This is a genomic window from Paenibacillus sabinae T27 (assembly GCF_000612505.1).
GTDB classification, from domain to species: Bacteria; Bacillota; Bacilli; order Paenibacillales; family Paenibacillaceae; genus Paenibacillus_AQ; species Paenibacillus_AQ sabinae.
The window spans coordinates 2182023-2204572 of record NZ_CP004078.1; the positions used below are offsets into that span (position 1 = coordinate 2182023).

At 56.7% G+C, this 22550-nt stretch carries 23 protein-coding genes and 1 tRNA gene; 17 read left to right on the forward strand and 7 right to left on the reverse strand.

Annotated features, from left to right (window positions below; all coding sequences use genetic code 11):
- The first annotated feature begins 247 nt into the window (after window positions 1–247).
- From PSAB_RS09965 to PSAB_RS09975, 3 genes are all read left to right on the forward strand, one after another.
- Window positions 248–1543, forward strand: a complete 1296-nt coding sequence (locus tag PSAB_RS09965; protein WP_025334437.1) for a DNA polymerase IV — start codon at window positions 248–250, stop codon at window positions 1541–1543.
- Window positions 1544–1710: 167 nt separating this feature from the next.
- On the forward strand, window positions 1711–1953 hold the full coding sequence (locus PSAB_RS09970; protein ID WP_025334438.1) for a ferredoxin: 243 nt from the start codon (window positions 1711–1713) through the stop codon (window positions 1951–1953).
- A 150-nt stretch (window positions 1954–2103) separates the two neighbouring features.
- Window positions 2104–3558, forward strand: a complete 1455-nt coding sequence (locus tag PSAB_RS09975; protein ID WP_025334439.1) for a L,D-transpeptidase — start codon at window positions 2104–2106, stop codon at window positions 3556–3558.
- On the opposite strand, the gene PSAB_RS25920 is transcribed toward PSAB_RS09975, so the two are convergent.
- Entirely contained in the window at window positions 3555–3692 is a 138-nt protein-coding gene (locus PSAB_RS25920; RefSeq protein WP_165101449.1) for a hypothetical protein, read from the reverse strand. The genes PSAB_RS09975 and PSAB_RS25920 overlap by 4 nt on opposite strands.
- Before the next feature lie 183 nt (window positions 3693–3875).
- Here PSAB_RS25920 and PSAB_RS09980 point away from each other — a divergent pair, with 183 nt between their 5' ends.
- From PSAB_RS09980 to PSAB_RS10005, 6 genes are all read left to right on the forward strand, one after another.
- The gene (locus PSAB_RS09980; protein WP_025334440.1) at window positions 3876–4973 is read left to right on the forward strand and encodes a quinone-dependent dihydroorotate dehydrogenase; all 1098 of its coding nucleotides are present in this window, start codon (window positions 3876–3878) and stop codon (window positions 4971–4973) included.
- A 126-nt stretch (window positions 4974–5099) separates the two neighbouring features.
- On the forward strand, window positions 5100–5912 hold the full coding sequence (gene yjbM, locus PSAB_RS09985; RefSeq protein WP_025334441.1) for a GTP diphosphokinase: 813 nt from the start codon (window positions 5100–5102) through the stop codon (window positions 5910–5912).
- On the forward strand, window positions 5902–6351 hold the full coding sequence (locus PSAB_RS09990; RefSeq protein ID WP_025334442.1) for a DUF309 domain-containing protein: 450 nt from the start codon (window positions 5902–5904) through the stop codon (window positions 6349–6351). The genes yjbM and PSAB_RS09990 overlap by 11 nt, the downstream gene beginning before the upstream one ends.
- 104 nt (window positions 6352–6455) lie before the next feature.
- Window positions 6456–7976 (forward strand): RsmB/NOP family class I SAM-dependent RNA methyltransferase, encoded by a 1521-nt coding sequence (locus PSAB_RS09995; RefSeq protein WP_025334443.1) that lies wholly within the window; start codon window positions 6456–6458, stop codon window positions 7974–7976.
- Window positions 7977–8735 (forward strand): pseudouridine synthase, encoded by a 759-nt coding sequence (locus PSAB_RS10000; RefSeq protein ID WP_025334444.1) that lies wholly within the window; start codon window positions 7977–7979, stop codon window positions 8733–8735. It begins immediately after the preceding gene.
- A gap of 76 nt (window positions 8736–8811) precedes the next feature.
- A complete protein-coding gene (locus PSAB_RS10005; protein ID WP_025334445.1) occupies window positions 8812–9612 on the forward strand; it encodes a Cof-type HAD-IIB family hydrolase in 801 nt (266 codons plus the stop codon).
- 118 nt (window positions 9613–9730) lie between these two features.
- Here PSAB_RS10005 and PSAB_RS25040 read toward each other — a convergent pair whose 3' ends face one another.
- Complete coding sequence (locus PSAB_RS25040; protein ID WP_084266486.1) at window positions 9731–9823, reverse strand: sporulation protein YjcZ; 93 nt, start codon at window positions 9821–9823, stop codon at window positions 9731–9733.
- A gap of 144 nt (window positions 9824–9967) precedes the next feature.
- Window positions 9968–11365: an RsmB/NOP family class I SAM-dependent RNA methyltransferase gene (locus PSAB_RS10010; RefSeq protein ID WP_025334446.1), complete on the reverse strand. Its 1398-nt coding sequence runs from the start codon at window positions 11363–11365 to the stop codon at window positions 9968–9970.
- A gap of 356 nt (window positions 11366–11721) precedes the next feature.
- Between PSAB_RS10010 and PSAB_RS10015 the strand changes: the two genes are divergently transcribed.
- The 3 genes from PSAB_RS10015 to PSAB_RS25045 are packed head-to-tail and all read left to right on the forward strand — an operon-like array spanning window position 11722 to window position 16227.
- Window positions 11722–12858 (forward strand): glycosyltransferase family 4 protein, encoded by a 1137-nt coding sequence (locus tag PSAB_RS10015; RefSeq protein WP_025334447.1) that lies wholly within the window; start codon window positions 11722–11724, stop codon window positions 12856–12858.
- A gap of 5 nt (window positions 12859–12863) precedes the next feature.
- Entirely contained in the window at window positions 12864–14213 is a 1350-nt protein-coding gene (locus PSAB_RS10020; RefSeq protein ID WP_025334448.1) for a metallophosphoesterase family protein, read from the forward strand.
- Between the two features lies 1 nt (window position 14214).
- Window positions 14215–16227 carry an AAA family ATPase gene (locus tag PSAB_RS25045; RefSeq protein WP_158442582.1) on the forward strand — a complete coding sequence of 671 codons (2013 nt, stop codon included), beginning with the start codon at window positions 14215–14217 and terminating at the stop codon, window positions 16225–16227.
- A 24-nt stretch (window positions 16228–16251) separates the two neighbouring features.
- On the opposite strand, the gene PSAB_RS25755 is transcribed toward PSAB_RS25045, so the two are convergent.
- Window positions 16252–16398 carry a hypothetical protein gene (locus tag PSAB_RS25755; protein ID WP_158442583.1) on the reverse strand — a complete coding sequence of 49 codons (147 nt, stop codon included), beginning with the start codon at window positions 16396–16398 and terminating at the stop codon, window positions 16252–16254.
- Between PSAB_RS25755 and PSAB_RS10035 the strand changes: the two genes are divergently transcribed.
- The gene (locus PSAB_RS10035) at window positions 16398–17552 is read left to right on the forward strand and encodes an ATP-binding protein (RefSeq protein WP_084266488.1); all 1155 of its coding nucleotides are present in this window, start codon (window positions 16398–16400) and stop codon (window positions 17550–17552) included. The two genes, PSAB_RS25755 and PSAB_RS10035, sit on opposite strands and share 1 nt — an antisense overlap.
- On the opposite strand, the gene PSAB_RS10040 is transcribed toward PSAB_RS10035, so the two are convergent.
- On the reverse strand, window positions 17539–18648 hold the full coding sequence (locus tag PSAB_RS10040; RefSeq protein WP_025334452.1) for a YkvI family membrane protein: 1110 nt from the start codon (window positions 18646–18648) through the stop codon (window positions 17539–17541). The genes PSAB_RS10035 and PSAB_RS10040 overlap by 14 nt on opposite strands.
- 257 nt (window positions 18649–18905) lie before the next feature.
- Between PSAB_RS10040 and PSAB_RS10050 the strand changes: the two genes are divergently transcribed.
- The 3 genes from PSAB_RS10050 (at window position 18906) to PSAB_RS10060 (ending at window position 20259) form a co-directional block, all read left to right on the forward strand.
- Complete coding sequence (locus tag PSAB_RS10050) at window positions 18906–19478, forward strand: xanthine phosphoribosyltransferase (RefSeq protein WP_025334454.1); 573 nt, start codon at window positions 18906–18908, stop codon at window positions 19476–19478.
- A gap of 118 nt (window positions 19479–19596) precedes the next feature.
- The gene (locus PSAB_RS10055; protein WP_025334455.1) at window positions 19597–19914 is read left to right on the forward strand and encodes a hypothetical protein; all 318 of its coding nucleotides are present in this window, start codon (window positions 19597–19599) and stop codon (window positions 19912–19914) included.
- Between the two features lie 129 nt (window positions 19915–20043).
- Window positions 20044–20259 (forward strand): hypothetical protein, encoded by a 216-nt coding sequence (locus PSAB_RS10060; protein ID WP_025334456.1) that lies wholly within the window; start codon window positions 20044–20046, stop codon window positions 20257–20259.
- A gap of 133 nt (window positions 20260–20392) precedes the next feature.
- On the opposite strand, the gene hisC is transcribed toward PSAB_RS10060, so the two are convergent.
- Complete coding sequence (hisC, locus tag PSAB_RS10065; RefSeq protein WP_025334457.1) at window positions 20393–21460, reverse strand: histidinol-phosphate transaminase; 1068 nt, start codon at window positions 21458–21460, stop codon at window positions 20393–20395.
- Window positions 21461–21702: 242 nt separating this feature from the next.
- On the reverse strand, window positions 21703–22137 hold the full coding sequence (locus PSAB_RS10070) for a YhjD family protein (RefSeq protein ID WP_025334458.1): 435 nt from the start codon (window positions 22135–22137) through the stop codon (window positions 21703–21705).
- A gap of 181 nt (window positions 22138–22318) precedes the next feature.
- Between PSAB_RS10070 and PSAB_RS10075 the strand changes: the two genes are divergently transcribed.
- A tRNA-Leu gene (locus PSAB_RS10075) sits at window positions 22319–22403 on the forward strand.
- The last annotated feature ends 147 nt before the right edge of the window (window positions 22404–22550 follow it).

Consider the following 22550-nt stretch of genomic DNA (forward strand, 5'->3'; position numbering starts at 1 on the left):
AAAGCGGGATGAATTTTTATATTATAGCATTTTTACGCTGGAATGTAACAGAGAACCTACACAATTATAATACATATCCATCGAAAATAGAGCGGAAAATTCCGGCGCGGACACGTTAAAATGCAGAGTCCTCGAAATTGGCGCGTCCACGTTCTCCCGATTGACCTGCCGCGCGGGGAGCGGTATGCTAAAAATCATCAGGGGAATGTGAGAATCATCCGTATTAGATGAAGGAAGAGGGACGAGCATGAGCGAAAATGTGGACCGGTATTATCCCGCGCTCGGCCGGGTCATTTTGCATGTCGATATGAATGCGTTCTACTGTTCCGTTCATGAGGCGGAGAATCCGGAAGCTTATAAAGGCAAACCGACCGCAGTAGCCGGAAGCGTGGAGCTGCGCAAAGGAATTATCGTCACCTGCTCGTATCCGGCAAGACGGCGTGGGATATCGACAGGAATGCAGGTGCAGAAAGCTTTAAGAATATGCCCCGAGCTGATTGTCATCAAACCGGATTTTCATCTCTACCGCCGCTATTCCGCTGCATTCATGCAAATTGCCTACAGTTATACGCCGATGCTGGAGGCGGTATCGATCGACGAGTGCTACCTCGACATAACCGGCTCGCGCCAGTTCGGCACACCGCCCGAGATTGCGGAGGAGATTCAGCGCAGAATCAAGGAGGAGCTTGGGCTGCCCTGCTCCATCGGAATCGCGCCGAACAAGCTGCTGGCCAAAATGGCCTCGGATCTCAAGAAACCGAATGGCATTTCGATTCTAAGGCTGAGAGATGTGCCGAAGATACTGTGGGACAAGCCATGCGGCGAGATGTTCGGAATCGGAGGCAAGACGGCGGAGAAGCTGAAAAAGCTCGGCATTTACAGCATCGGACAGCTGGCCGCCGCGGATGAAGGGATGCTGGCCGACGTGTTTGGCGTCATGGGGAACTGGCTCAAACGCGCTGCAAACGGAATCGACGATTCTCCCGTGAATCCAGAGCGCGAGCAGAGCAAATCGATCGGGCACACGACGACGCTTCCCGGCGACATCCAGGGGCTGGCCGAAGCGAGACCGGTGCTGCTCGCCTTGAGCGACCAGGTAGCAAGAAGGCTGCGAAGACAGAAGCTTGTTGCCGGCGGCGTTCAGCTTACCGTGCGAACTCCGGATATGAAGACCATCACCCGCTCGAGGCAGCTGGAGGCTCCGTCCGAAACGGCAGAGGAAATATATAAGGCGGCCTGCGGGCTGTTTCAGAGACATTGGAACGAGGAAAAACCGATCCGCCTGCTTGGAGTGACGCTGCACAGCCTGACTCCGAAGGAGAATTCCGCCATCCAGCTTGATTTGTTCGATTACGAGCGCCAGCCGAAAAAGGAATCGCTGAACCAGGTAATGGATATGCTGCGCAACAAATTTGGCGAGAACGCCGTGCTGACGGCCGGGATGTTAGGCGACCCGCATACCGCTCTTCTGAGGAACCACAAGGCACGCGGGACCTCGCTGCAGAAGGATCAGCTGCGGCGGCCTTCTCAGGATGAGGAGTGACGGATTTCATGGCGGAAATGATAAAAGCGCGGGGATACGATTGAAATTGCCGTCTTTTTATATTAATATGACAAGAAGAAACGACAACTCGTCCACAAGGAACGACAATCGTTATTATAACAGCCTGCCTTGCGCGGAGCTGATTGGTCAACAGGAGGCAGAGAATTATGGCTAAATACACTTGGGTTGAGAAGGACACCTGCATCGCATGCGGAGCTTGCGGCGCTACGGCCCCGGACATTTATGATTACGACGATGAGGGACTGGCTGAGGTTATCTACGAAGCGGACGCTAACCGCGGTATTACGGATATCCCGGAAGATCTGTTCGATGATTTGCAGGATGCAGCTGACGGCTGCCCGACGGACTCGATCAAAATTTCCGATACGCCTTTTAACAAGGAAGGCTAATTGAAGCTTTCGCTTGTTCGATGAATTGCTCGGCTTGTTAAGAGACACCCCGTTTCACGGATTTTTCGTGGCCGGGGTGTCTTTTTGCCGTTTTCGATCCGATATATAGTATAAAAAAGTTGATTCTGTTCCAACTATACGGAGGTAACGATGAAAAATTCGCAGTACCTCAAGCAGTATGTGCAGAAGCACCCCGAAAATAAAATGGCGTGGTACTTGCTAGGGAAGGAATATAAGAAGAACGGGCAGGACGGGAAGGCGAACTACTGCTTCAATCAGGCCGGGGGCGTATACGAAGCCTTCGAACAGAGCAAAGTGCCGGGAGATATGCTCCGAGAGTATGAGGAAGGGCTGCTTCGGTCGGCGCGCGAGCGGGAACGGCGGACAGGCGCCGCGCGAAAGCTGCTGTTATCCTTGTCGCTGCTGCTGCTTGTTCTGACGCCGGCCGCGGCTATCGCGCCGGGTAAAGATTCGGGACCGCTTGGCCGGAAGCCTGACACGGCTCAGTCTTCCGGCCTGCCGGACTTTTCCGAAGACCGTCATGATGGTCCCGGGAAGCAAAGCGGCTCGAAGACAGCGGGGGTGGACAGCCTTCGCTTCACCGCCGGTGAGGCGGGCGGCGGGCCGTCAGCGCGCGATCTGGCGGGAATACTCGGAAGCGGAAGCGGCGGCCGGGCTCCTTCGTTGATAGCCGTGCTGGGCATGCAGCGATCGGGGAAGTGGCTTCTTTGGAAAGAGCGGCTTCCTGTCGTTTATACGGTGGATCGTCAGGTCAACGGACGGACGATGATCCAGTCATTCGATGCCGCGGCCTGTGCTTGTGAGCCGCCGGATGCCGGGCCGCTCAAGGAGAAGGCAGCCGGCTGGCAGGAGCGGCAGGAACAGCTCGCCGTACTCTGGAGCGCGCTGAACGGATTTCGCGCTGCCAAAGGCCGTCTTCCGGAATCGCTGGCCGAGCTGGCCGGAGATTTCCCGGGCAATTGGCTGGCCGGGACGACTCCGCTGATGAAGCGTGCGTTCGGGCCGCTGAAATCGATAGCGGCGGAACGGGCCGGGCGGGCCGCGCAAGGTTCTGAGGCCTTAGCGCCGGCGGCTGAACAGAATGCGGAAGCGGCGGCGGCATCAGCAGGCAATGGCGGGGCGGAGATGCCGTTCCTGTCCCGCCCGCTCGCCATTCTCATCGACAAGCAAAAACACCGCTTGGCGGTAACCAGCGGCGGGATTCTAATTCGGAGCTATGAAGTAGGTCTTGGAGGAAACCGGACGCCCGAAGGCAGCTTCGTCATAACCGATAAGGTCGTGAATCCGAACGGACATGATAACGGGGAATTCGGCAGCAGGGGGATGCAGCTGTCAGACACCAACTACGCCATCCACGGCACCAATGAAGCAGGCAGCATAGGCAAAGACGAATCCCTGGGCTGCATTCGAATGAAGCGGGCCGATATCGAGGAGCTGTTCGATCTTGTTCCCAAAGGAACCCGTGTGCAAATCGTCAAAGGGGGTCTTCTGCCTGACGAAACGCTGCGTCCGGAGAAAACTTTCTCCCTGAACGCTGCCGGGAATCAGACTAACCCCCGTAAAGAGTACCACTGGCTGAATTAACTGCCGGTTACGATAAAGAGGATGATGAAAACAAGCACAAGCAGCGCAATGCTGACGCCGACCCAGAGAATCGCTTTGCGGTTGACCTCTTCTTTTTTCTGATGCATTGTAGGCGGTTTGCGTTTGGCTGACATAGGGTTCGACCTTCCTTTTCTCTTATCGTGAATTCCATGTACCTTTACATTGTAATGCGTTTTCAATAAAAATACTATACTCCATGTCCAAGGCGGATATCTGCGGCAGTGACAAAAACTTTTCTTTTCCAGCGGAAAAGGCTAAAATTAGAGTGAAACCTTATGCCTGAAGGAGCGAGAACGGTGCTGTATCGAAATATTGCTAAACCTTTTTTCTTCAACATGGACCCGGAGGCAGCACACCATCTCGTAATCGGGGGACTGGAAAAAGCGGCTGCCCTGCCGGGAGGACGCTCGGCTCTGCGCCTTATGTACGGCGTCCCGGAGACGCCGGAGCTGGCCGTCGACCTGTTCGGCCTCCATTTTCATACGCCAGTGGGGCTTGCGGCCGGACTGGATAAGAACGCCCAGGCGGTGCCCGGATTTTCTTCCATCGGCTTCGGCTTTATGGAGGTCGGCACGGTGACGCCGAAGGGTCAGTCGGGAAATGAACAGCCGAGGCTGTTCCGCCTGCCGTCTGATGAAGCGCTTATCAACCGGATGGGCTTTAACAATGAAGGCGCGGAAGCGATGGCGCGTCGTCTGAAGCCGGAAACCCGGCGGAGCATTCCGGTGGCGGTGAATATCGGCAAGAACAAGACGACACCCAATGAAGAAGCGCACGAGGATTACCGAAAATGCATTCGTACGCTGTATCCGTACGGTGATTTTTTTGTAGTGAATATCAGCTCGCCGAATACGCCGGATTTGCGCAGTCTTCAGCACGGAAGCGAGTTGTCCCGTCTGCTGTCCGAAGTCAAGGAAGAGATGGAGCTTCAGCGCAAGGCAACCGGCGTCAAGAAGAGCATTTTGGTCAAAATCGCTCCCGATGTCAGCGAATCCGAGCTGGAATATATGGTGCACGCGCTGACAGAATCGGGAATGGATGGTATCATAGCTACCAACACGACGATTAGCCGCGAGGGGCTTACGCATGAGAAGGCATCGGAGACCGGAGGACTCAGCGGGAAGCCGCTGCGGGACAGATCAACGGAGGTAATCTCCGCGATCTACCGCCAGACGAAGGGAAAGCTGCCGATTATCGGCTCGGGCGGCATTTTTACTCCCCAGGACGCCTATGACAAGATACGGGCTGGCGCCAGCCTGGTCGAAATTTATACGGCGCTTATCTACGAAGGTCCTGAGGTAAATCGCAGAATCCATACTGGTTTACGGAATCTTTTGCGGCGGGACGGGTTCCGGCATATATCCGAGGCTGTGGGCGCGGACGTCCAATTATAAGCTAAAGGAAAGCTTTTAACACTTTATCCTTGGGTGCTTATAAGTACGGAAACGGAGTGGTCCTTAGGAGGCGGCGCAGCCGTTACTCCATAGCAGGAGCGGCGATGAGAGACAGGAGGAAGGACGATGGACGGCAGGGATTGGGGCATTTTTTTGCTTCCTTATGAACAGACAGTAGAAGAGCTAAAGGTCAAGTTCAAAACGATGCGCGCGGAACTCAAAAAACGCGAGGAATATACGCCGATCGAATTCGTCACCGGCCGGGTGAAGAGGCTCTCCAGTATTTTGGAAAAGGCGAAGCGCCTTAATGTGCGGATGGAGGATCTGGAGCAGGGAATTGAGGATATCGCGGGCATTCGGATTATGTGCCAATTCGTTGAGGATATCCGGCGTGTAGCGGAAATGATCCGCGCCCGCAAAGACCTGGAAGTGTTATATGAGAAGGACTATATTACCAATTACAAAGAGAGCGGCTACCGCAGCTTCCATATGATCATCAAATATCCGGTACAGACGGCGCTCGGGCTAAAAATTGTGCTGGCCGAAATTCAAATCCGCACCTTGGCGATGAATTTCTGGGCGACCATCGAGCATTCCCTAAACTATAAATACCGGGAAAGCCTGCCGGATGAAATTAGACTGCGCCTGAAGACGGCGGCGGAGGCTGCTTCGATACTGGATTCCGAGATGTCCAGCATCCGCGAAGAGATTCTGGAGGCGCAGAAGACGTTTGAGGAAAATTCCAATACGACGACCCAGGTGCTTCATGCGATACATCAACTGTACTTCTACCACCTTGTCAATGAAGCCATCCGCAGTCAGGAAGAATTCAATGAAATCTGGCAGCGCCAGGACATGGAGGCGATGAAAGAGCTGCTGCTCCGCGTGCGCGCCATGATTTCGGAAGCGAAGAAAGGCGATTTACCGGATGGTTTATGATAGGCTGTATGTTGCTTATCTGGTCTATTTTAACCGGGACCGCGATTATTTTGAGTGCCATGAGGTTCTGGAGGAACTGTGGCTCTCCAAGGAGCGCGATCCGCTGTACAAGGCGCTGCTTCAGGTCGCTGTCGGACTGTATCATTTCCGCAACGGCAACGTGCGCGGCGCCTTGATTATGCTGGAAGGGGCGGCCTCAAGACTCCGTCAGTACCCGGATGTGACGCTAGGCATTCACCTAACTAAGTTGATTCGCGAGACCGAAGACTATGCCCGGAAGCTTAAGGAATACGAGCAGAAGCCGTTCCCCTACTACGATTTGACGATCGACATCGCGGATGAGAAGCTGGCGGAAGCCGTTGAGACCGCATCGCCTGACATCAAGCCGAATATCCCCCAGCGGCGGGGGCCCTGCAGACAGCAGTCCTGCCGCCGCTGACCGGGCACGGCTGAATAAGTTCACGGCACACGGACACCCCCTGAGGGGGTGTTCCTTCAGTTATACACCCCTTTTTGCTAAAGAGATTACCGGGAGGATGCAGCATGGCGGTACAACTTCCGCGCTCCTTCTCCGAGCGGATGAGGGACCTGCTTGGACGGGAGTACGAAGCATTTGCGGAGACGTATGGGGAGATTCCTCATACCGGCGTCCGCGTTAATACATTAAAAATTCCGGTGGAAGGGCTGCAGCGGTTGGCCCCTTTTCGCATGGAACCGATTCCCTGGTGCCCCACGGGATTCTATACGGCCGAAGGAGCAAGACCCGGCAAGCACCCTTATTATCACGCCGGCCTTTACTATATTCAGGAGCCGAGCGCCATGGCCCCTGTAGAGCTGCTTGGCGTCATGCCGGGCGACCGGGTGCTGGACCTGTGCGCCGCTCCCGGCGGGAAGTCGACCCAAATTGCCGCGAAGCTGCAGGGCCGGGGCATGCTGGTCAGCAATGACCTGAATGCCGAACGGACCAAGGCTCTCGCCAAGAATCTGGAGCTGTGCGGCGCGAGAAACGCGGTCGTCCTGAACGAGAGCCCGGAGAGGATCGCCGCGGCGTTCCCCGGATTTTTCGACCGCATTCTGATCGATGCTCCATGCTCGGGTGAGGGCATGTTCCGCAAGGATGAGGACATGGTCCGGCAGTGGGACGAGAGCACGCCGGCCAAATATGCCGGCATGCAGCGAGACATTCTGCAGGCGGCGGCCCGCGCGCTGAAGCCCGGCGGCACATTGGTCTACTCGACCTGCACGTTCTCGCCGGAGGAGAATGAAGGGAGCATCGCCGAATTTTTGGCGGGGCATTCGCAGTTTTCGGTCGTTCCGGCCGGCGGGACAGGCTTCTTCTCGCCCGGATTTCCGCCGCTTCCGGGCACGGCGCGTTTATGGCCCCACAAGGTGAAGGGCGAGGGGCATTTTATCGCTGTGTTAAGGCGTGAAGATGCTGAGGGAGCGGATACTATGGCCGGAACGCCGCCCGATGGCCCGTCCCTGCCGGCGGCGCCGCGCCGGGAGAACAGCGGCCGGACAGTCGTCTCCCGCAAGGACAAGGCTCAAGAAGGCCGGAGCGGAGGCCGCGCTTCCGGCAGGAATGGAAGCCGGGGACGGAATGCGGCCGTTCTATCGGAGGACGGTATGATGGCAGCATACGCGGAGTTTGCAGCGGAACAGCTGGGCTGGCAGCCGGAAGGCTTCCCGATCCTGTTCGGGGAGCATCTGTACATGTCTCCGCTGCCGCGTGAAGCGCTGGACGGCCTGAAGACGGTGCGTCCCGGCTGGTACATGGGGCAGGTACGGAACAACGGACGGTTCATCCCCGGCCATCCCCTGGCCACCGCGCTGACTCCGCAGGAAAGCCGGCGCAGTCTGTCGCTTGCCGGTGAAGGAGCGGAAGCGGTCTCCTATCTTAAAGGGGAGACGCTATCTATTCCGGCGGACCGCCTGAGGCTCGCTCCCGGCGCAGCCCCCAAGGGCTACGTGCTCGTCTGCATTGACGAATACAGCGTGGGCTGGGGGAAATGGCAGGACGGCATGCTCAAGAACGAATATCCCGCAGGCTGGAGGTGGACATAGATGTCCAAGACAAAAGGCGGCCAAGGCCGAACGCAGCGGCTGGACAAGGTGCTGTCCCATATCGGCTTCGGCTCGCGCAGCGAGCTGCGGAAGCTGGCGAAGCAGGGGCTTATCACGGTAAACGGCACGGTCGTTAAAGACAGCGGCGCGCATGTCGATCCCTACGCAGACAAGATCGAGGTGGCCGGAGAGGCGGTTCATTACCGTGAGCATATTTATCTCATGATGAACAAGCCGCCCGGCGTGCTGTCGGCGACGGAGGATAAACGGGACCGGACCGTGCTGGATCTGCTGGAAGAGCGCTATGCGGTGTTCGAGCCTTTTCCCGTAGGGCGGCTTGACAAAGATACGGTGGGGCTGCTGCTGCTTACGAATGACGGGAAGCTTGCCCATGAGCTGCTGTCGCCGCGCAAGCATGTGCCGAAGACGTACGAGGCGGTTGTGGAAGGCGATGTCGGCCCGGAAGACGTGGCGGCTTTTGCCGAAGGAGTGGAGCTGGATGACGGTTATGTGACCCTGCCTGCGCAGCTGGTCATTCTGGGGAGAGAGCGCGGGAAACAAGTCATTTCGCGAATCTCCCTCACGATAACCGAAGGGAAGTTTCATCAGGTGAAAAGAATGTTTCAGGCTGTCGGTAAAAAAGTCATCTTTTTAAAAAGAGTCTCGATGGGCAATTTAGCTCTCGACGAGAGCCTGCCCGAAGGAGCCTGCCGGGAGCTGACCAAAGCGGAGCTTGCGCTGCTTGGCGCGGAAATTTAACAATCATGGCCACATCCCGTGAAGGCGCTATTTTATAATGAAAAGACAGATAAAGAATGGTCAAGGACGGTGGAGAATGAAATACAAGCTGATAGCGCTTGATGTGGACGGTACGCTGCTGAACGACGATCACTTTTTAAGCCCCGAGAACAAGGAGGCGGTTGCAGAGGTTACCAGGCAGGGCGGCCGGGTCGTACTCTGTACGGGAAGAAACCCGAAGAATGCTTTTCCGATAATGGAGGAGATGGGGCTGACCGGCCATGTGCTTGCGGACAATGGCGCCGTTACCGTGCGGGTGGAGGACCAGAAGGTCATTCATCAATACGAGATGGACGGGCGCGGACTTGATCCGTATATTCGCTACTGCCGCGAGCGCGATATCCATTTTGACGTGAATACTGCTTTTGAACTCTACGTAGATAATGTGGAGTACTTAACGCAAGAAGCCCGATTTATGTATGAGCATCTCGAGCTGGTTCCTGCATCGCTTCCGGCCTGGGAGGAATTCCGCGAACCGATTGTGAAATTCACTGTGTTTTCCACGGCGGACAAGATGGACGAAGCCCAGCGGGAATGGAATACTTGGTTACAAACGTTCAATATTCAGCGCAGCGGCGAGTTTTTCGTCGATTTAATGCACCCGGAAGCATCCAAGGGCAATGCGCTGAAGCAGCTGGCGAAGCAGCTTGGCATTCGTCAGGAGGAAGTGCTGTCCATCGGCAATTATTATAACGATATTTCGATGCTTGCTTTTGCGGGACTCGGAATCGCCATGGACAATTCCCCGCTGGAAGTCAAAGCAGCCGCCGACGTCATCACCGGAACCAACAATGAGAATGGCGTATCCGAGGCGCTTATTAAATACTGCCTGTCCTAACTCAGGGGCGAAAGCGGATCTTTTGGCAAAATGAACTTATGAATATCAAATATAAAGAGTGCTTTTAGCTGCGGCCAAGAGCACTCTTTTGTTATCCGGACGTATAATATAAGGTAAACTAAATGAAGAACGAGCGGCTAATAATGACTAGCAGAATAAACAGTACCAGAATCGCTCCGGTCGAAGTGAAGCCTCCGTAAACTGTGTCCATATTGGATTCCTCCTTAAAATAAAGGGACGTTCTCCCAACTGCCTTCTCATTTTCGGGAGTGGCTTTATGGGATAGAACATCGTATGTAGGGAGGGCCCCTGCCGCTTCGGTCAGCCGCCCAGCGGCGTTAATATGGGCGGGTTTCTACGGAAGGCGCAGCCCTTTCGGGTAATGATTTTTGAGCTGGCCGGCGCTGGCTTTGCCCCAGCCCAGCGGCAGCCCGTCCACAGTGACCAGCGTCCAGCCCCGAAGGTCATCCGGCACGGCAAGACTTTCTCCCCGCAGCCAGCTTCTTGCCTCCGGGCTATCGGAGTTCAGGCTGAACACACGCGCCGCCTGTTCTGGACGAAGCGCCATGGCGAGCGCATGGGCAGGCTCTATCCGGTTTTTCTTCAAGTGGGCCAGATGGAGGCCGGCGCGCGGAATACGCAGTCCCTTAAGGAGTTCGGGAGAAAAAGAGTCTCCAAATGAAGCTGGCAGGAGGTAGAGGGAATCACCGAACAGAACGGGCACTCCCTCCGGCCGGAAGCCCGGAACTTCCGCTGCCGCCCATTCCAGGAACTGCCGGAATGCGGCCTGCGCGGAGGCTTCCGCCTGTCCGCCCGTCCGGCCTTTGCCCGCCCGTCCCCTGCGTCTCGTGGAATCTTGTGCTGAGAAGGAAGCGTTATCGGGGCACAAGTCTGCGCCTTTGGCCAACAGCGCCACAAAATGCCCTTCACCTTTTTCACGGTGCGGCCACAGCCGCTTGACTGCAAGCAGCTCCAGATCGGGATAGTTTGCCGTAAGGCGCGAAATGAGCTCTTCATTCTCTTTCGTATTGAACGTGCAGGTGGAGTAGACCAGCCGGCCGCCCGGCTTCAGCATGGTGTATGCGTCCTGAACAATATCCCATTGTCTGGAAGCGCACAGCTCCACATGCTCCGGCGACCATTCGTTAATGGCGTCCGGGTCCTTGCGGAACATGCCTTCCCCGGAGCAAGGGGCGTCCAGCATTATCCGGTCGAAGGCTTCAGGGAAGCGGCTCGCCAGCTCGCCCGGGGCTGCGCTGGTGACCAGCGCGTTCATAATTCCCGAGCGCTCCACGTTTTCCGCCAGAATTTTCGCCCGTTCAGGGTGGATTTCATTCGATACAAGCAGCCCTTGCCTTCCCATTAGGGAAGCGATATGAGTGGTCTTGCCCCCGGGCGCTGCGGCGAGGTCCAGCACAGTCTCACCGGGTCGGGGAGCCAGCAGCTCGGCGGCGGACATGGCCGACGGCTCCTGAATATAGTATAATCCGGCCTCATGGTATGGATGGCGGCCCGGGCGCGCGGGTTCTTCATAATAATAGCCTCCGGGGCACCAGGGTACGGGCTGAAGGCCGAATAGCCTCACCGCTTGGTCCGCTGCGTTTCGTCCCGAATCTATCTCGGTTTTTAACAGGTTCAACCGCAGGCCTTGGGTCCTCGGCGTTGAATAGGTATCCAGAAAGGCGTCCGTTTCGTTTCCCAGCATCTCCTGGATTCTCGCTGTAAAAGCGGCGGGCAGCATTTCCTTATTCATGGCAGCATTCTCCTCTTGCTTAAAATAATCATGTTGGATAAACCCTTGCGGCGCAAGGCCGTAAGACTCCGTCTGAGGATCATCACGGTTTTGTGTGTTGCCGTTTCAGACGTATGCCGATAAAATCGTAAGTAGGAACATCCACAGTATCTATGTACATATGCTCAACTATACCATAATTGCCATGCAAGGCCGTTTTTTGAAGGATAAGAATTTATAGGCTCGCCCGCTTATAAAATGTTCTTCTATTTCTGCGGGAAACGGCACCATCCCTGAAGGGGCGGGTGAAGTTGTATCTTCCGGTACAGGAAGGCGCAACCGTTTCATCTTAGGCAATAGAAAAGGGGACTTACCATATGAATTTGCTGCAAGCGCTCTTCTTTCCGCCGGAGCAGCCCGGCGGTGTATCCTCCATGATTCCATATTTGCAGGAACGGTTTCGATCAAGCCGCTGGGAGATGGAGCTGTTCTGGCTCCCCAAGCGTATCCGGGGGAAAGGCAGCGACGAAATCGTCTTCGAAACGTTCGATTGGACGCCTTACGGCGAAAGTCCGGTCGTGCAAAAATACATTCAGACGTACCGGGATTATTTGTGGTGGACGAAGCTGCGCCTGAACAAACGGTATGATCTGATTCACGCGCATCATCCGATCGCCGGCTTGGCGATGAAAAAAGTGTTCCCGGATGTGCCTCTCGTTCAGACGGTTCACTCCAGTTACGAACGCGAGCTGATCCTGAACGGGAAAATCGCCGAGAACGGGCTGGAGCATCAGTTCCTGACCAAGATTTACCGGGAACTGGAATATGTCAGCGACCGGCTGATGACGGTGTCGCAGTCCTTTGCGGACTATATGTCTCATTATACAAATGACCCGTCCCGCATCCAAATCATCCCGAACGGGTTCGACGAAAAACGCTTTAAGCCGGTGGCGCACGAAAATGCTGTCCCCCAATTGGTTACCGTTACCCGTCTCGTTCCGGCGAAGGGGCTCGATATCCTCTTCAAAGCCTGCGCCGAGCTGAAGAAGCGCGGCCACGAATACGTGCTGCATATTATCGGCGACGGCCCGTTCCGCGCTGAACTTGAGAATCTTGCGATATCGCTTGGAATATATAATGAAACAATTTTCTACGGGTACACGCTGCATCCGGAAGAGTTCATGCCGTTCTTCGATATCTTCGTGCTGCCTTCCCGCGCGGAAGCCTTCGGCTCGGTATTTGCAGAGGCCGCGCTGAGCTGTCTGGCGCTCGTCGGTACGGACGTCGGGGGCATTCCCGAGCAAATCGAGGACGGTGTCAACGGGTTGCTCGTCAAGCCCGACGATGTAGATGCCTTGGCGGACGCTCTGGAGAAGGTAATCACCGATCCCGCTTACCGCTATGAGCTGTCCCGGTCGGCATGGGACAAAGCCAAAAATCTGTATTCGCTGACCCGCATCGCAAATGAATTGAAGAAGACATATCTGCAGCTTCAAACCGATCGTAAAGGGTGAACCGGATGGTTCCGTTTCGTTTTGTGCATGCCGCGGATTTGCATCTGGACAGCCGGTTCGCCGGCTTGTCGCATATTCCGGGGCCGATAAGAAATTACCTGCGCGAAGCCGCATTCGCCGCCCTCGGGCGGCTTGTTGCCGTGGCGGTGGAGGAAGAGGCCGATTTCGTTGTCATCAGCGGCGACGTCTACGACTCCGCCGATTCTTCCCTTCAGAGCCAGCTGCGCTTTCATGAAGCGCTGACGGAGTTCTCCAAGAGGGGGATTGCCGTCTATCTCATCCACGGCAATCATGACCCGCTGGACGGTCCGCGTCTTCATATGGATCTTCCGGAAGGCGTCACGGTATTCGGCGCAGATGTGCCGGAACAAGTGGTGGCTGTGCGGCGCAGCGACGGGCAGGAAGTGGCGGTTGTCAGCGGTTTATCCTATCCCACGGCCAAAGTGACGGAGAATACGTCGCTGCGGTATCGGCGGAAAGAGGGAAACAGGCTGTTCCATATCGCGCTGCTGCACGCCAACGTGGATGGCGATCCGGCGCATGAGACCTATTCTCCATGCACGCGCCGGGATTTGATAGATTCGGGCTTCGACTACTGGGCGCTCGGTCATATTCATACGCGCCGAATTCTTAATGAACGCCCTTACATTGTATATCCGGGAAATATCCAGGGGCGCAGCGTTATAGAAACCGGGCCAAAGGGCTGCTATGTCGTGGATGTGGATGGCGGCGGCATTGCCAGCCTGCGGTTTCGGGAGCTGGATGAAGTACGCTTCCTGATCCGGGATATTTCCATCGACGAAATGGTGCGGGAAACCGAATGGATCGAGGCGGTGGAGCGGTCGGTCGAGGACATTCGTGCTCTGCACCCGGAGTTGATGTCCGTCGTGCGTTTCCGGATTACCGGGCGCGGTTCCGTTCACCGCGTGCTGGCCGAAAAAGGAGCGGTAGGAGACCTGCTGGACGAGCTGCGCCGGCGTGAAGCGCTGCGGGCTGAACAGGGGCTGTTCCGCGGACTCGTCTGGACCGAAGGCTTCTCCCTTGAATCCGGAACGGAGGTTGACCGCGAGCGCCTGCTTGCGGAGGACAGCTTTCTGGGAGAAATGATGCGAGTGGCTGCAGAAAGCGTCGGGAACGGCCAAGCTCTGGACGAGTTTGCCCGGGCAGCGCTGGCGCCGCTTGCGGAGAATCGTGAGCTGAGACGGCTTCTAGCCGAAATCGGGGAAGACGAAATGCGCGCCTGGCTAATGCGGGCGGCCGAAACGGCCGTAACGCTGCTGAGCGATGTCATGGAACCGGGAGAAGAAGAGAGCCGTCCATTCCCTGAAGGCCGGAACAGGCAAGGAGGTCGGTAAGATGAGAATACAGCGGCTTGAAATCGGCGGCTTTGGCCGTCTTCACGGGAAGGAGCTGGAGCTGGCAGAGGGACTTACCGTACTGTACGGTCCCAACGAAGCCGGCAAATCCACGCTGCTGCAGTTTATCCGCGCGATGCTGTTCGGCATTCCCGGCCGCAGCTACCCGTCGGAAAGGCTTGAGCCACTGCATGGAGGCCGGCACGGAGGAACTCTTACCGCCAGGGACGCCAAGGGAAACGGCTGGAGCATCCGGCGGTACGCCGCCGGTCCGGAAGGCGGCAGGGGAGACAGGCTCAAGATTACGTTTAGCGGCATCGACGGAACCGTGGAAGAGTTCGGACAGGACGAGCTGGAGAAGATGCTGCTGGGCGGTGTCTCCCGAACGATGTTTCGTCAGCTCTTTGCGGTGTCGCTGGACGAGCTTCAGGAGCTGGGGACCCTGCAATCCAAGGAGCTGGGCAGCTTTTTGTTTCACGCCGGCATCGGCGGCGGCGGGGAAATTCTGCGTGCGGAGCGGCGCCTCCAGCAGGAGGCGGAGAAGCTCTATAAGCCGCGGGGCAAGACGCAGGAGGCAGCGAAGGTTCTCCAGTCGATTGAAAGACTGGAAAGGGAGATCGCGGAGAGCCGTTCTTACCTCCCGCGATACAACAAGAATACCGCGGCGATGCAGTCCGCGGAAAGCGAGCTGGACGCGCTGGAGCGCCGCCGGCGGGAGGAAAGCGACCGGCTGGCGCGCCTGCGCAAGGCGCTCGACATCCGCGAGCTCTGGCTGAAGCGGGAAGCCGCGCGCCAGGAACTGAGGGAGCTGCCGGAGCTTCCGTCGTTTCCCGAGGATGTCCCTGAGCGCTGGAGGGAGCTTCAGACACGGACCGCCAATGCCCGGCAGGCGGAGGCTCGAGCCGGGCGAATCGCTTCGGAGCTGAAGGAGGAGCTGATGAGAACGGTTCCCGACCGGCTGCTGGAAGCGCAGGGCCCTCGGCTGGAGCGGCTGCTTCGCCACCCAGGGTGGGTACGAAAGCCGGAAGGCCGAGCTTCGGCGTCTGGAGGAGGAACGGCAGGCGCTACGGGAGCATTTGCGCCGCATTATACGCGGCATCCACCCCGGCTGGACCGCGACAGAGCTTGCGGAATTCGCCGGGGCCGCCGCGGACCGGGAGGCGGCGCGCCGCTTTGCCGCCTCATTTGCCGCCTACGATCGGCAAATGGAGAGCCTCGCCGCCGGGCGGCAGGCGCTGCGCGTGCAGCTTGCCGCGGCGCAGGCGACGCTGCAGCAGGCCGAGCGCTCGCTCGCGCGCGAGGAGCAGGAAGCCGCCGCTTCGTTCGCGGCGCTGCGGCCCATCAGCCCGCGCGAGACGGCGCGGCTGTGGGACGAGCTGCAGCACGCCGCGGAGCGCTGGCGCGAGGCCCAGCTGCAGCCGCAGCAGCCGCGCGCTGCGGTGGCTGCCGGCGGGCGCGCCCCCGCCCGGCCGCTGCTGGCGCTGGCGGCCGCGCTGACCGCGCTGCTGCCGGCGGCGCTGTGGCTGACCGGCGCGCCGCCGGCCAGCGCCTGGCTCGCGTTCGGCGTGCTGGCCGCCGCCGATCTGGCCCTGCTCGCCGGCGGGCGCGGCGTGCGCCGGCCGCGAGGTGCCCCGCCGCTGACGGGCGGGGCGGAGGCCGCAGCCGAGATGCTGCGGCTGCGGGAGCTGCTGCTCGCAGAGCAGCAGGCGCCGGCCAGCCCGGATGCGGGCGGGCTGGAGGCGGGCATGAAGGAGCTGCGGCGGCTGATGGACGCCTGGACGGCCTGGCGCCAGCGCGCCGAGCGGCTGACCGGCGAGCGGGACCTCCGCCGGACGGAGACCGAGGCGCTGGCCGGCCAGGAGCGGGCGCTGGTCCGCGAGATGGACGCGGCGGAAGGAGACTTCCGCGCCGCGTCGGCCCGCTTCGAGGAATGGCTTCGCCGCCGCAAGCTGCCGGTGGATCTGTCTCCGGAAGGGCTGCCCGACATTTTCGCTCTGGCGGAGCAGGGGAATGACCTGCTGCGCCGGGAAGACGGGCTTCAGCTGCGGTTTTCCGAGCTGAAGCGGGAAATCGATGCGTTCGAGGAAGAATGCAGAGTCTTGATGGCGGAAGCGGGAGCGGCGGCTGAGGAAACAGCCTCAGCCGCCGAAGAAACCCGCCCTAAGATGGGAGCGGCTTCTTCCAATGTGTCCCTCCCTGCTTTCGACCTCACCGTCCGTAACACAGCCCGACGATCCGCCCGCTTTGCCGATCGATGCTCCGCAGCCTGAGCGAACATTGCCTGAAGAACCGCTGGCAGGCGTTACGCCTGCCGATGCAGCGCCTTCAGCATCTGTCCGCTTGCCGCTTTCGATTTCGCCTGTCCGTTGGCTGGAAGACCGGGCGGCCGCATGGGAAGTTCTGAAGACGGCACTTCTGCACCGGAAAGACCTGACGTCCCGCCTGCGCGGGGCGGAGGAGGAACGGGAAGAGATGCGGCGTGAACTGGAATCGCTGGCTCAGATGGGCGATCATCTGCTGCACGAAGGCTTCGCTGAGGATGGTGAAGATTTGCTGCGCCGCGCCGCTGCCGTTTCCCGGCGCCGGGAACTGGAGCGGTCGCTCCGGGAGTGGGAACTGGCCATGTTCGGCGGCAGAGGCGGAGAGGAAAGACAGGAGCTTTTGGAGCTGCTGGAGCATAGGGATGCTTACGCGCTGGAAGAAGAGAAGGGACGGTTGGAAGCCAGCCTTTCCGAACTGGAAGAGCGGAGAAGCGAGCTGCTTCAGCTTCGGGGCAGTCTGCTGCAGGAAAGAGAGAGCCTGAGCAAGAGCTGCCGGGAGGATACAGTGCTCCAACGTTTGGAGGAGCAGAAGGCGGCGCTGCGGAGCCTCGCCGAGCAGTACGCCATCTCCGCGCTTGCCGCGGAATTAATCGGCCGGACGAGGCGCATTTATGAGCGCGAGAAGCAGCCGCAGGTTCTAACCTTGGCCTCTTCGTATTTTGAACGATTGACCGGCGGAGAATACCGGCGGGTTGTCATGACGCTGGGGAAGAAAGAGCTGAAAGCCGAGCACCGGGAAACGGGGCTGCTGGACAGCGGACTGCTGAGCCGGGGAACGGCCGAGCAGCTGTATCTGTCCCTGCGGCTGGCGCTCGCGGGAACGATGGATCGTCAGGACCCGCTGCCGCTTTTGTTCGACGATCTGTTCGTCAATTTCGATGAGAAGCGTCTGCATGCGGCGCTTTCCCTGCTTGGCGAGCTGTCGTCTTCCCGCCAGGTTGTTATGCTGACCTGTCACCGGCATGTCGCGGAAGCCTCCGCCAGACTGGTGCCTGAGGCCTCCGTTATTTCCGTGTAGAACGCGGAACCGTTTTGGGGGCTGGGGTGGCTGTCGTTTTTTCAAAAGCGCCCGGTTTACCCGGCGGAACCATAGGGGTCACGATCAGGCGGACTGCCCAGACCAGCGAGAGCGCGCCGAACATGGGATAGAACAATCCGAGCAGATTGCTGAAGCCGAATTGGCTGAAGACATAGCAGGTCAGCATTACTGCGGCTGTAATGACGGAGCGGGAGATCGGCAGGCGCTGCGCCAGTTGAAGCGTTACGCCGTAAATATCGGCCACAAAGGTGCTGAAGATTTCCAGAAAAATCAACAGCATATACACAAACTGAACCACCGTTCCGAGACTTAAGGCGATGCTTGCCATTGGAATTTCAAACTTCAGGATGCCCGGCATGTGCGCGCTCATGGCAAAATGGGCCGCCATCAGCATAAACCCAATGCCCAGACCGCCGATAATGCCGCCGTAGGTTAGCGTCCGATCGTCCTGGGTATGGCGCGCCATGGGGACGAGGACGGCCTGGGCCATGCCCAGATTGAACGCCGTATACAGAAAAGGCGACATCCAGGCGGAAAACGCGCTGCGTTCGGTCACAAGCGAAATAAAGTGGCGTGCTTCCGGATGGTCAATCGTGTTGAATATAATAATAAGAGACAGGCTCAGCATCAGAGGGACGACAACGCTGTTCATCTGCAAAATGCCGGCAATGCCCCGTCTCAGCAGCAGATAGGAGCCGACCAGTGTCACCAGCAGCCCGGTTTGGTAATGGAGGCCGAGATGCTCTTCAAACATGGCTCCGGCACCCGCGAGCATGATGCTGTTGACCCCGACGAGGATGAGCAGTGTGAACAGGCTGATAATGCCTCCTGTGTTTTTTCCGAACAGGTGGCAGTTGAAATCCTCATACGATTCGGCCCCGATCCGGCGCGCCAGAATCATCATTTTGGTACCGAGCCAGATAAAGACCCCAGTCGAGAGGATAATGGTTAGTGTCGCCCAGTGGCCGTACTGCGTAAAGAACTGGAGAATCTCCCGGCCGGTGGCGAACCCGGCTCCCACTATGGTGCCTATATAAGTAAAGGCGATTTGCAGCGTGCGGAGCGTTTGTCTCATGGGTATCCTCCTAAAAGTTTTGCGGGGCGTAGACCTCGTCGATATAACTTCGGCAAAACTCGCTTCGAAAGCGGTGGGAATCTCCCCGGCGAAGCGGAAAACGCGGTCTTTCGGCGATGCTTTGCCGGACAAGCTTGTGTACTGGCATAGTACAGGTTATGATGTTGAGCAGAAGGACATGACTTCCGCCTGTTTTGCATTGCAAGAATTTTACAGAGGAACGTCCGAAGAGAATGGATAATGGAGGCGTAAGCGTCATGGAATTATTGAAAAAGCGGATTTTGGAGGAAGGGGTTGTCGTTTCCGATCAGGTGCTCAAGCTTGATGGACTGCTCAACCATCAGGTCGATCCCGAGCTGACGATGGAGATGGGACGGGAATTTGCGAGGCTTTTTGCAGGCCAGGGGGTGACCCGCGTCGTTACCGTGGAGTCCTCGGGTATTGCCGTGGCATTTGCCACCGCTTATGAACTCAAGGTGCCGCTCGTTTTTGCACGCCGCAAAAAAACGCTGCTCGCCGATCCCGACGCCCTGTGCGAACGCGTTCCGTCCTTTACCAAGGGGATCGTCACGGATATTATGATTTCGCGGCAGTATATCTCGCCCGATGACAAAATCTTGTTCATCGACGACATTATCGCCAACGGCGACGCCGCACGCGGCCTGATCAAGATTATTAACCGGTCGGGAGCGGAGCTGGTCGGACTCGGGGTCGTTGTGGAAAAATGCTTTGAAGCCGGCGCACGGACGATCCGTGAGCAGGGCGTTCGTCTGGAATCGCTCGTCAAGATCAAATCCCTGGCCGATGGCCGAATCGAATTTGAAGAGTAACCTGGTGAGTTACAAATCGTGACGAAAATGAGAACAAAGCCTATTTTTATAACAATTGCTTTCCACCCCAACCTTTTTCCTTTATAATAAGGTCAGATATAGGAGAGGAGGCGTCACAATGGGGAAAGAACCGGTGACAGAGCAATTCTTTATTGATAAATTAACCGAGGCCAAGGATCACTTCGAGCGTGCGCTCGATTGCAAGCACACGGAGTTTGACGATCTGTATCCCTATATGATCGAACATCCTCAATTCTTTTGGTACAAACGCTATGTTGCCTGGTCGGAACTTCTGACTATCGCAGGCTTGTGCGAAGAACTGAATTTCGCATGGAGAGAGAAGTTTACAACCAAACAAGTAGAGTATCTGGAACAACGGGTGATGTCCGCTAAAGTGCTGGACTTCTGGTTCGAGAAGAACGAAGCGCTGATATAGGTCAAACACAAAGAGATGCATATCTCGTTTTAAAAATAAGACCCAATGACTTGTCATTGCGGTCTTTTTTATTCTATTCTAAGTCTGTACAAGCTTTACGCTTGTCCTGGGGAAAGGAGAATTCACGAAATGATCAGCGACGAAGAGCTGAATGAATACCGCCTCTCGGGCGAGAAAATCCGGATCGTTCGCGATGCTCTTGAGAGCAATGATGTGATCGGTATCGTCATTGCCTGGGACGACAGTCAGGTGATGATCCGCAAGCCCAGCCGGAGGGTGGTTAAGCTTGACCGGAATTATATATTTCAGCCCTATGCCGAGCCGCGGCGCCATATATTTGGATAAAGACCGTAGGCGGACAAGCAACATAGGACCTGCAGCGAAGACGGCTTCCGACCACGTTCGAAAGCCGTCTGTTCTTTTGTTTACGCTTTTTGCCTGAGCTTCATCTCTTGGTTCCGGGTATTTGCGGGGAACACTAATGGGTGTTTTTTACTATATCCAGAATCGCGTCATAGAAAATATCCATTTCTTCATCCGTTCCGATCGTCACACGCAAATAATTGTCAATCCGGGGTTTGGGGAAATAACGGACGAAGATGTTTTTTTCGCGCAAAGCCTCGTAAAGCGCCTTGGCCCGCAGGAACGGATGAGACATCATGAGAAAGTTCGTACTCGAATCAATGACATGGAAGTCCGCATCCCGGAGATATTCCGTCATCCGGCCTCTGGTTGCGGTAATTCTGCCGATGTAATGGGAGAAAGTGCCCGTATCTTCCAGCGACGCTATGGCTCCCGCCTGAGCGATCCAATCGACGGTGAAGCAGTTGATGCAATCCCGGACGCGGATGAGCGCTTCAATGAGACTGCGGTTTCCCATAGCCAGGCCGATTCGCAGACCCGCCAGCGACCGCGATTTGGAGAATGTGCGGATCACGAGCAGATTATCGTATTTGGGTATCAGCCCGATCGAGGATTCTCCTCCAAAGTCAATGTAAGCTTCGTCTATAATAACAACAGCTTGGCGATTGGATTGTATCAGAGTTTCCAGATCTTCCAGGGAGAGCGTTTTGCCTGTGGGGGCGTTCGGGTTGGCCAGGATAATGCCGTCATTGTCTGAGGAGAATTCACTGGCAGAGACCTCGAAGTTTTCTGTAAGCGGGACGGTCCGGTATGACACGCCGAACAGATCGGCGTACACTTCATAGAAATTATAAGTGATATCGGGAAAGAGGATCGTATCGCCCGGATCGAAAAATGCCTTGAAGCAAAAAGCCAAAATTTCATCGGACCCGTTGCCGGCAAAAATCTGCTCCGCCGGGATACCATAGAGGCGGCTGGCCGCTTCCCGCAAGCGGGAGCAGTTCGGATCGGGGTATAATCTCAGCTTGTCGGTAACGGCTGCCTTCATCGCTTCCAGCACTTCAGGCGAAGGCGGGTAAGGATTCTCGTTCGTATTTAATTTGACCAGTCTGCCTGCCCGCGGCTGCTCTCCCGGCACGTACGGCGTAATCCCCTTGATCGTCTCGCTCCAGTATTTGTTCATTGCCGTTCCTCCAATCCCCATCATATGGCAGCGATACCGTTCTTCTCTATGTATATGTGCGGGACAGACGCTGAGGAACCGGTAAAATCGATCTTCATTTGACGGATACCCGGCAGGTGACTGAGATTGTGGAATAGAAAGCGGATTACCCGCTTTAGGCAAACAAAAAAACAGCCTGACATCGTTATGCCAGACTGGAAGGGCCTGCGGTTCAATACTTCTCTTACAATATGCCGTTTCCGTCAGACCGGGCAGGCCACCGGATTGGATGACTCTTCCCGAGCATGAATGGAGAACTCCCCGGCAAGCCCAAGGTAGGCCCGCATCCGCAGCGTCATCTCCCGGCGAAAGCTCGGCCATTGAATATGCATCTCGCCGGCGATTCCCCGGCACTTGAACTGGGCCTCAACACCTTTCTGATCCTGCCGGATCGTTGAAACGATGATATTCTGCGACTCCAGCTCGCGTTTGACCTCTTGCAGCATGAGGGCAGTCTTCTTGGCTCCGATGGAGACCAGTTCCATATAGAGCTGAGGCATCTTGAACAGACCGCTCTTACCGATAGCCCGGCAGTCGCGTTCGAATACTTTATGAATAAACGTTAGCAGCAAATAGCTTCTGACAAGGGACAGTTCTTCCTGAGTTGCTTCACGGTTACGCTTTGCAATCGTCGCCATCTGAATCACCTCAATTGTAGTATGCGAACCTTTGTTCTTATTATACATCCGTTACAGCTGTGAAAGCAATATTCCTATATGCATTTTATGAAAAAAATGTTATTTAAAAAATCGTTGACTGATATTTAGCGTCATGGTAAGATATATCTTGTCGCCGCGAGAGCGAGCGGCCAATTGATGAGCGGTCGTGGCGGAATTGGCAGACGCGCACGGTTCAGGTCCGTGTGGGCTAACCCCCCGTGGAGGTTCGAGTCCTCTCGACCGCATTCCTTAAAATGAAAAGGTTCATGAAACTGTTGCATAAACAGTTTTATGAACCTTTTTTGTTTGAAGATGGTGCTCATGATCTCTTAACCTGTCGATTTGGAGTCACTTTTGAGCGCCGCGCCTCTTAAGAAAAATAACGAAGGGTT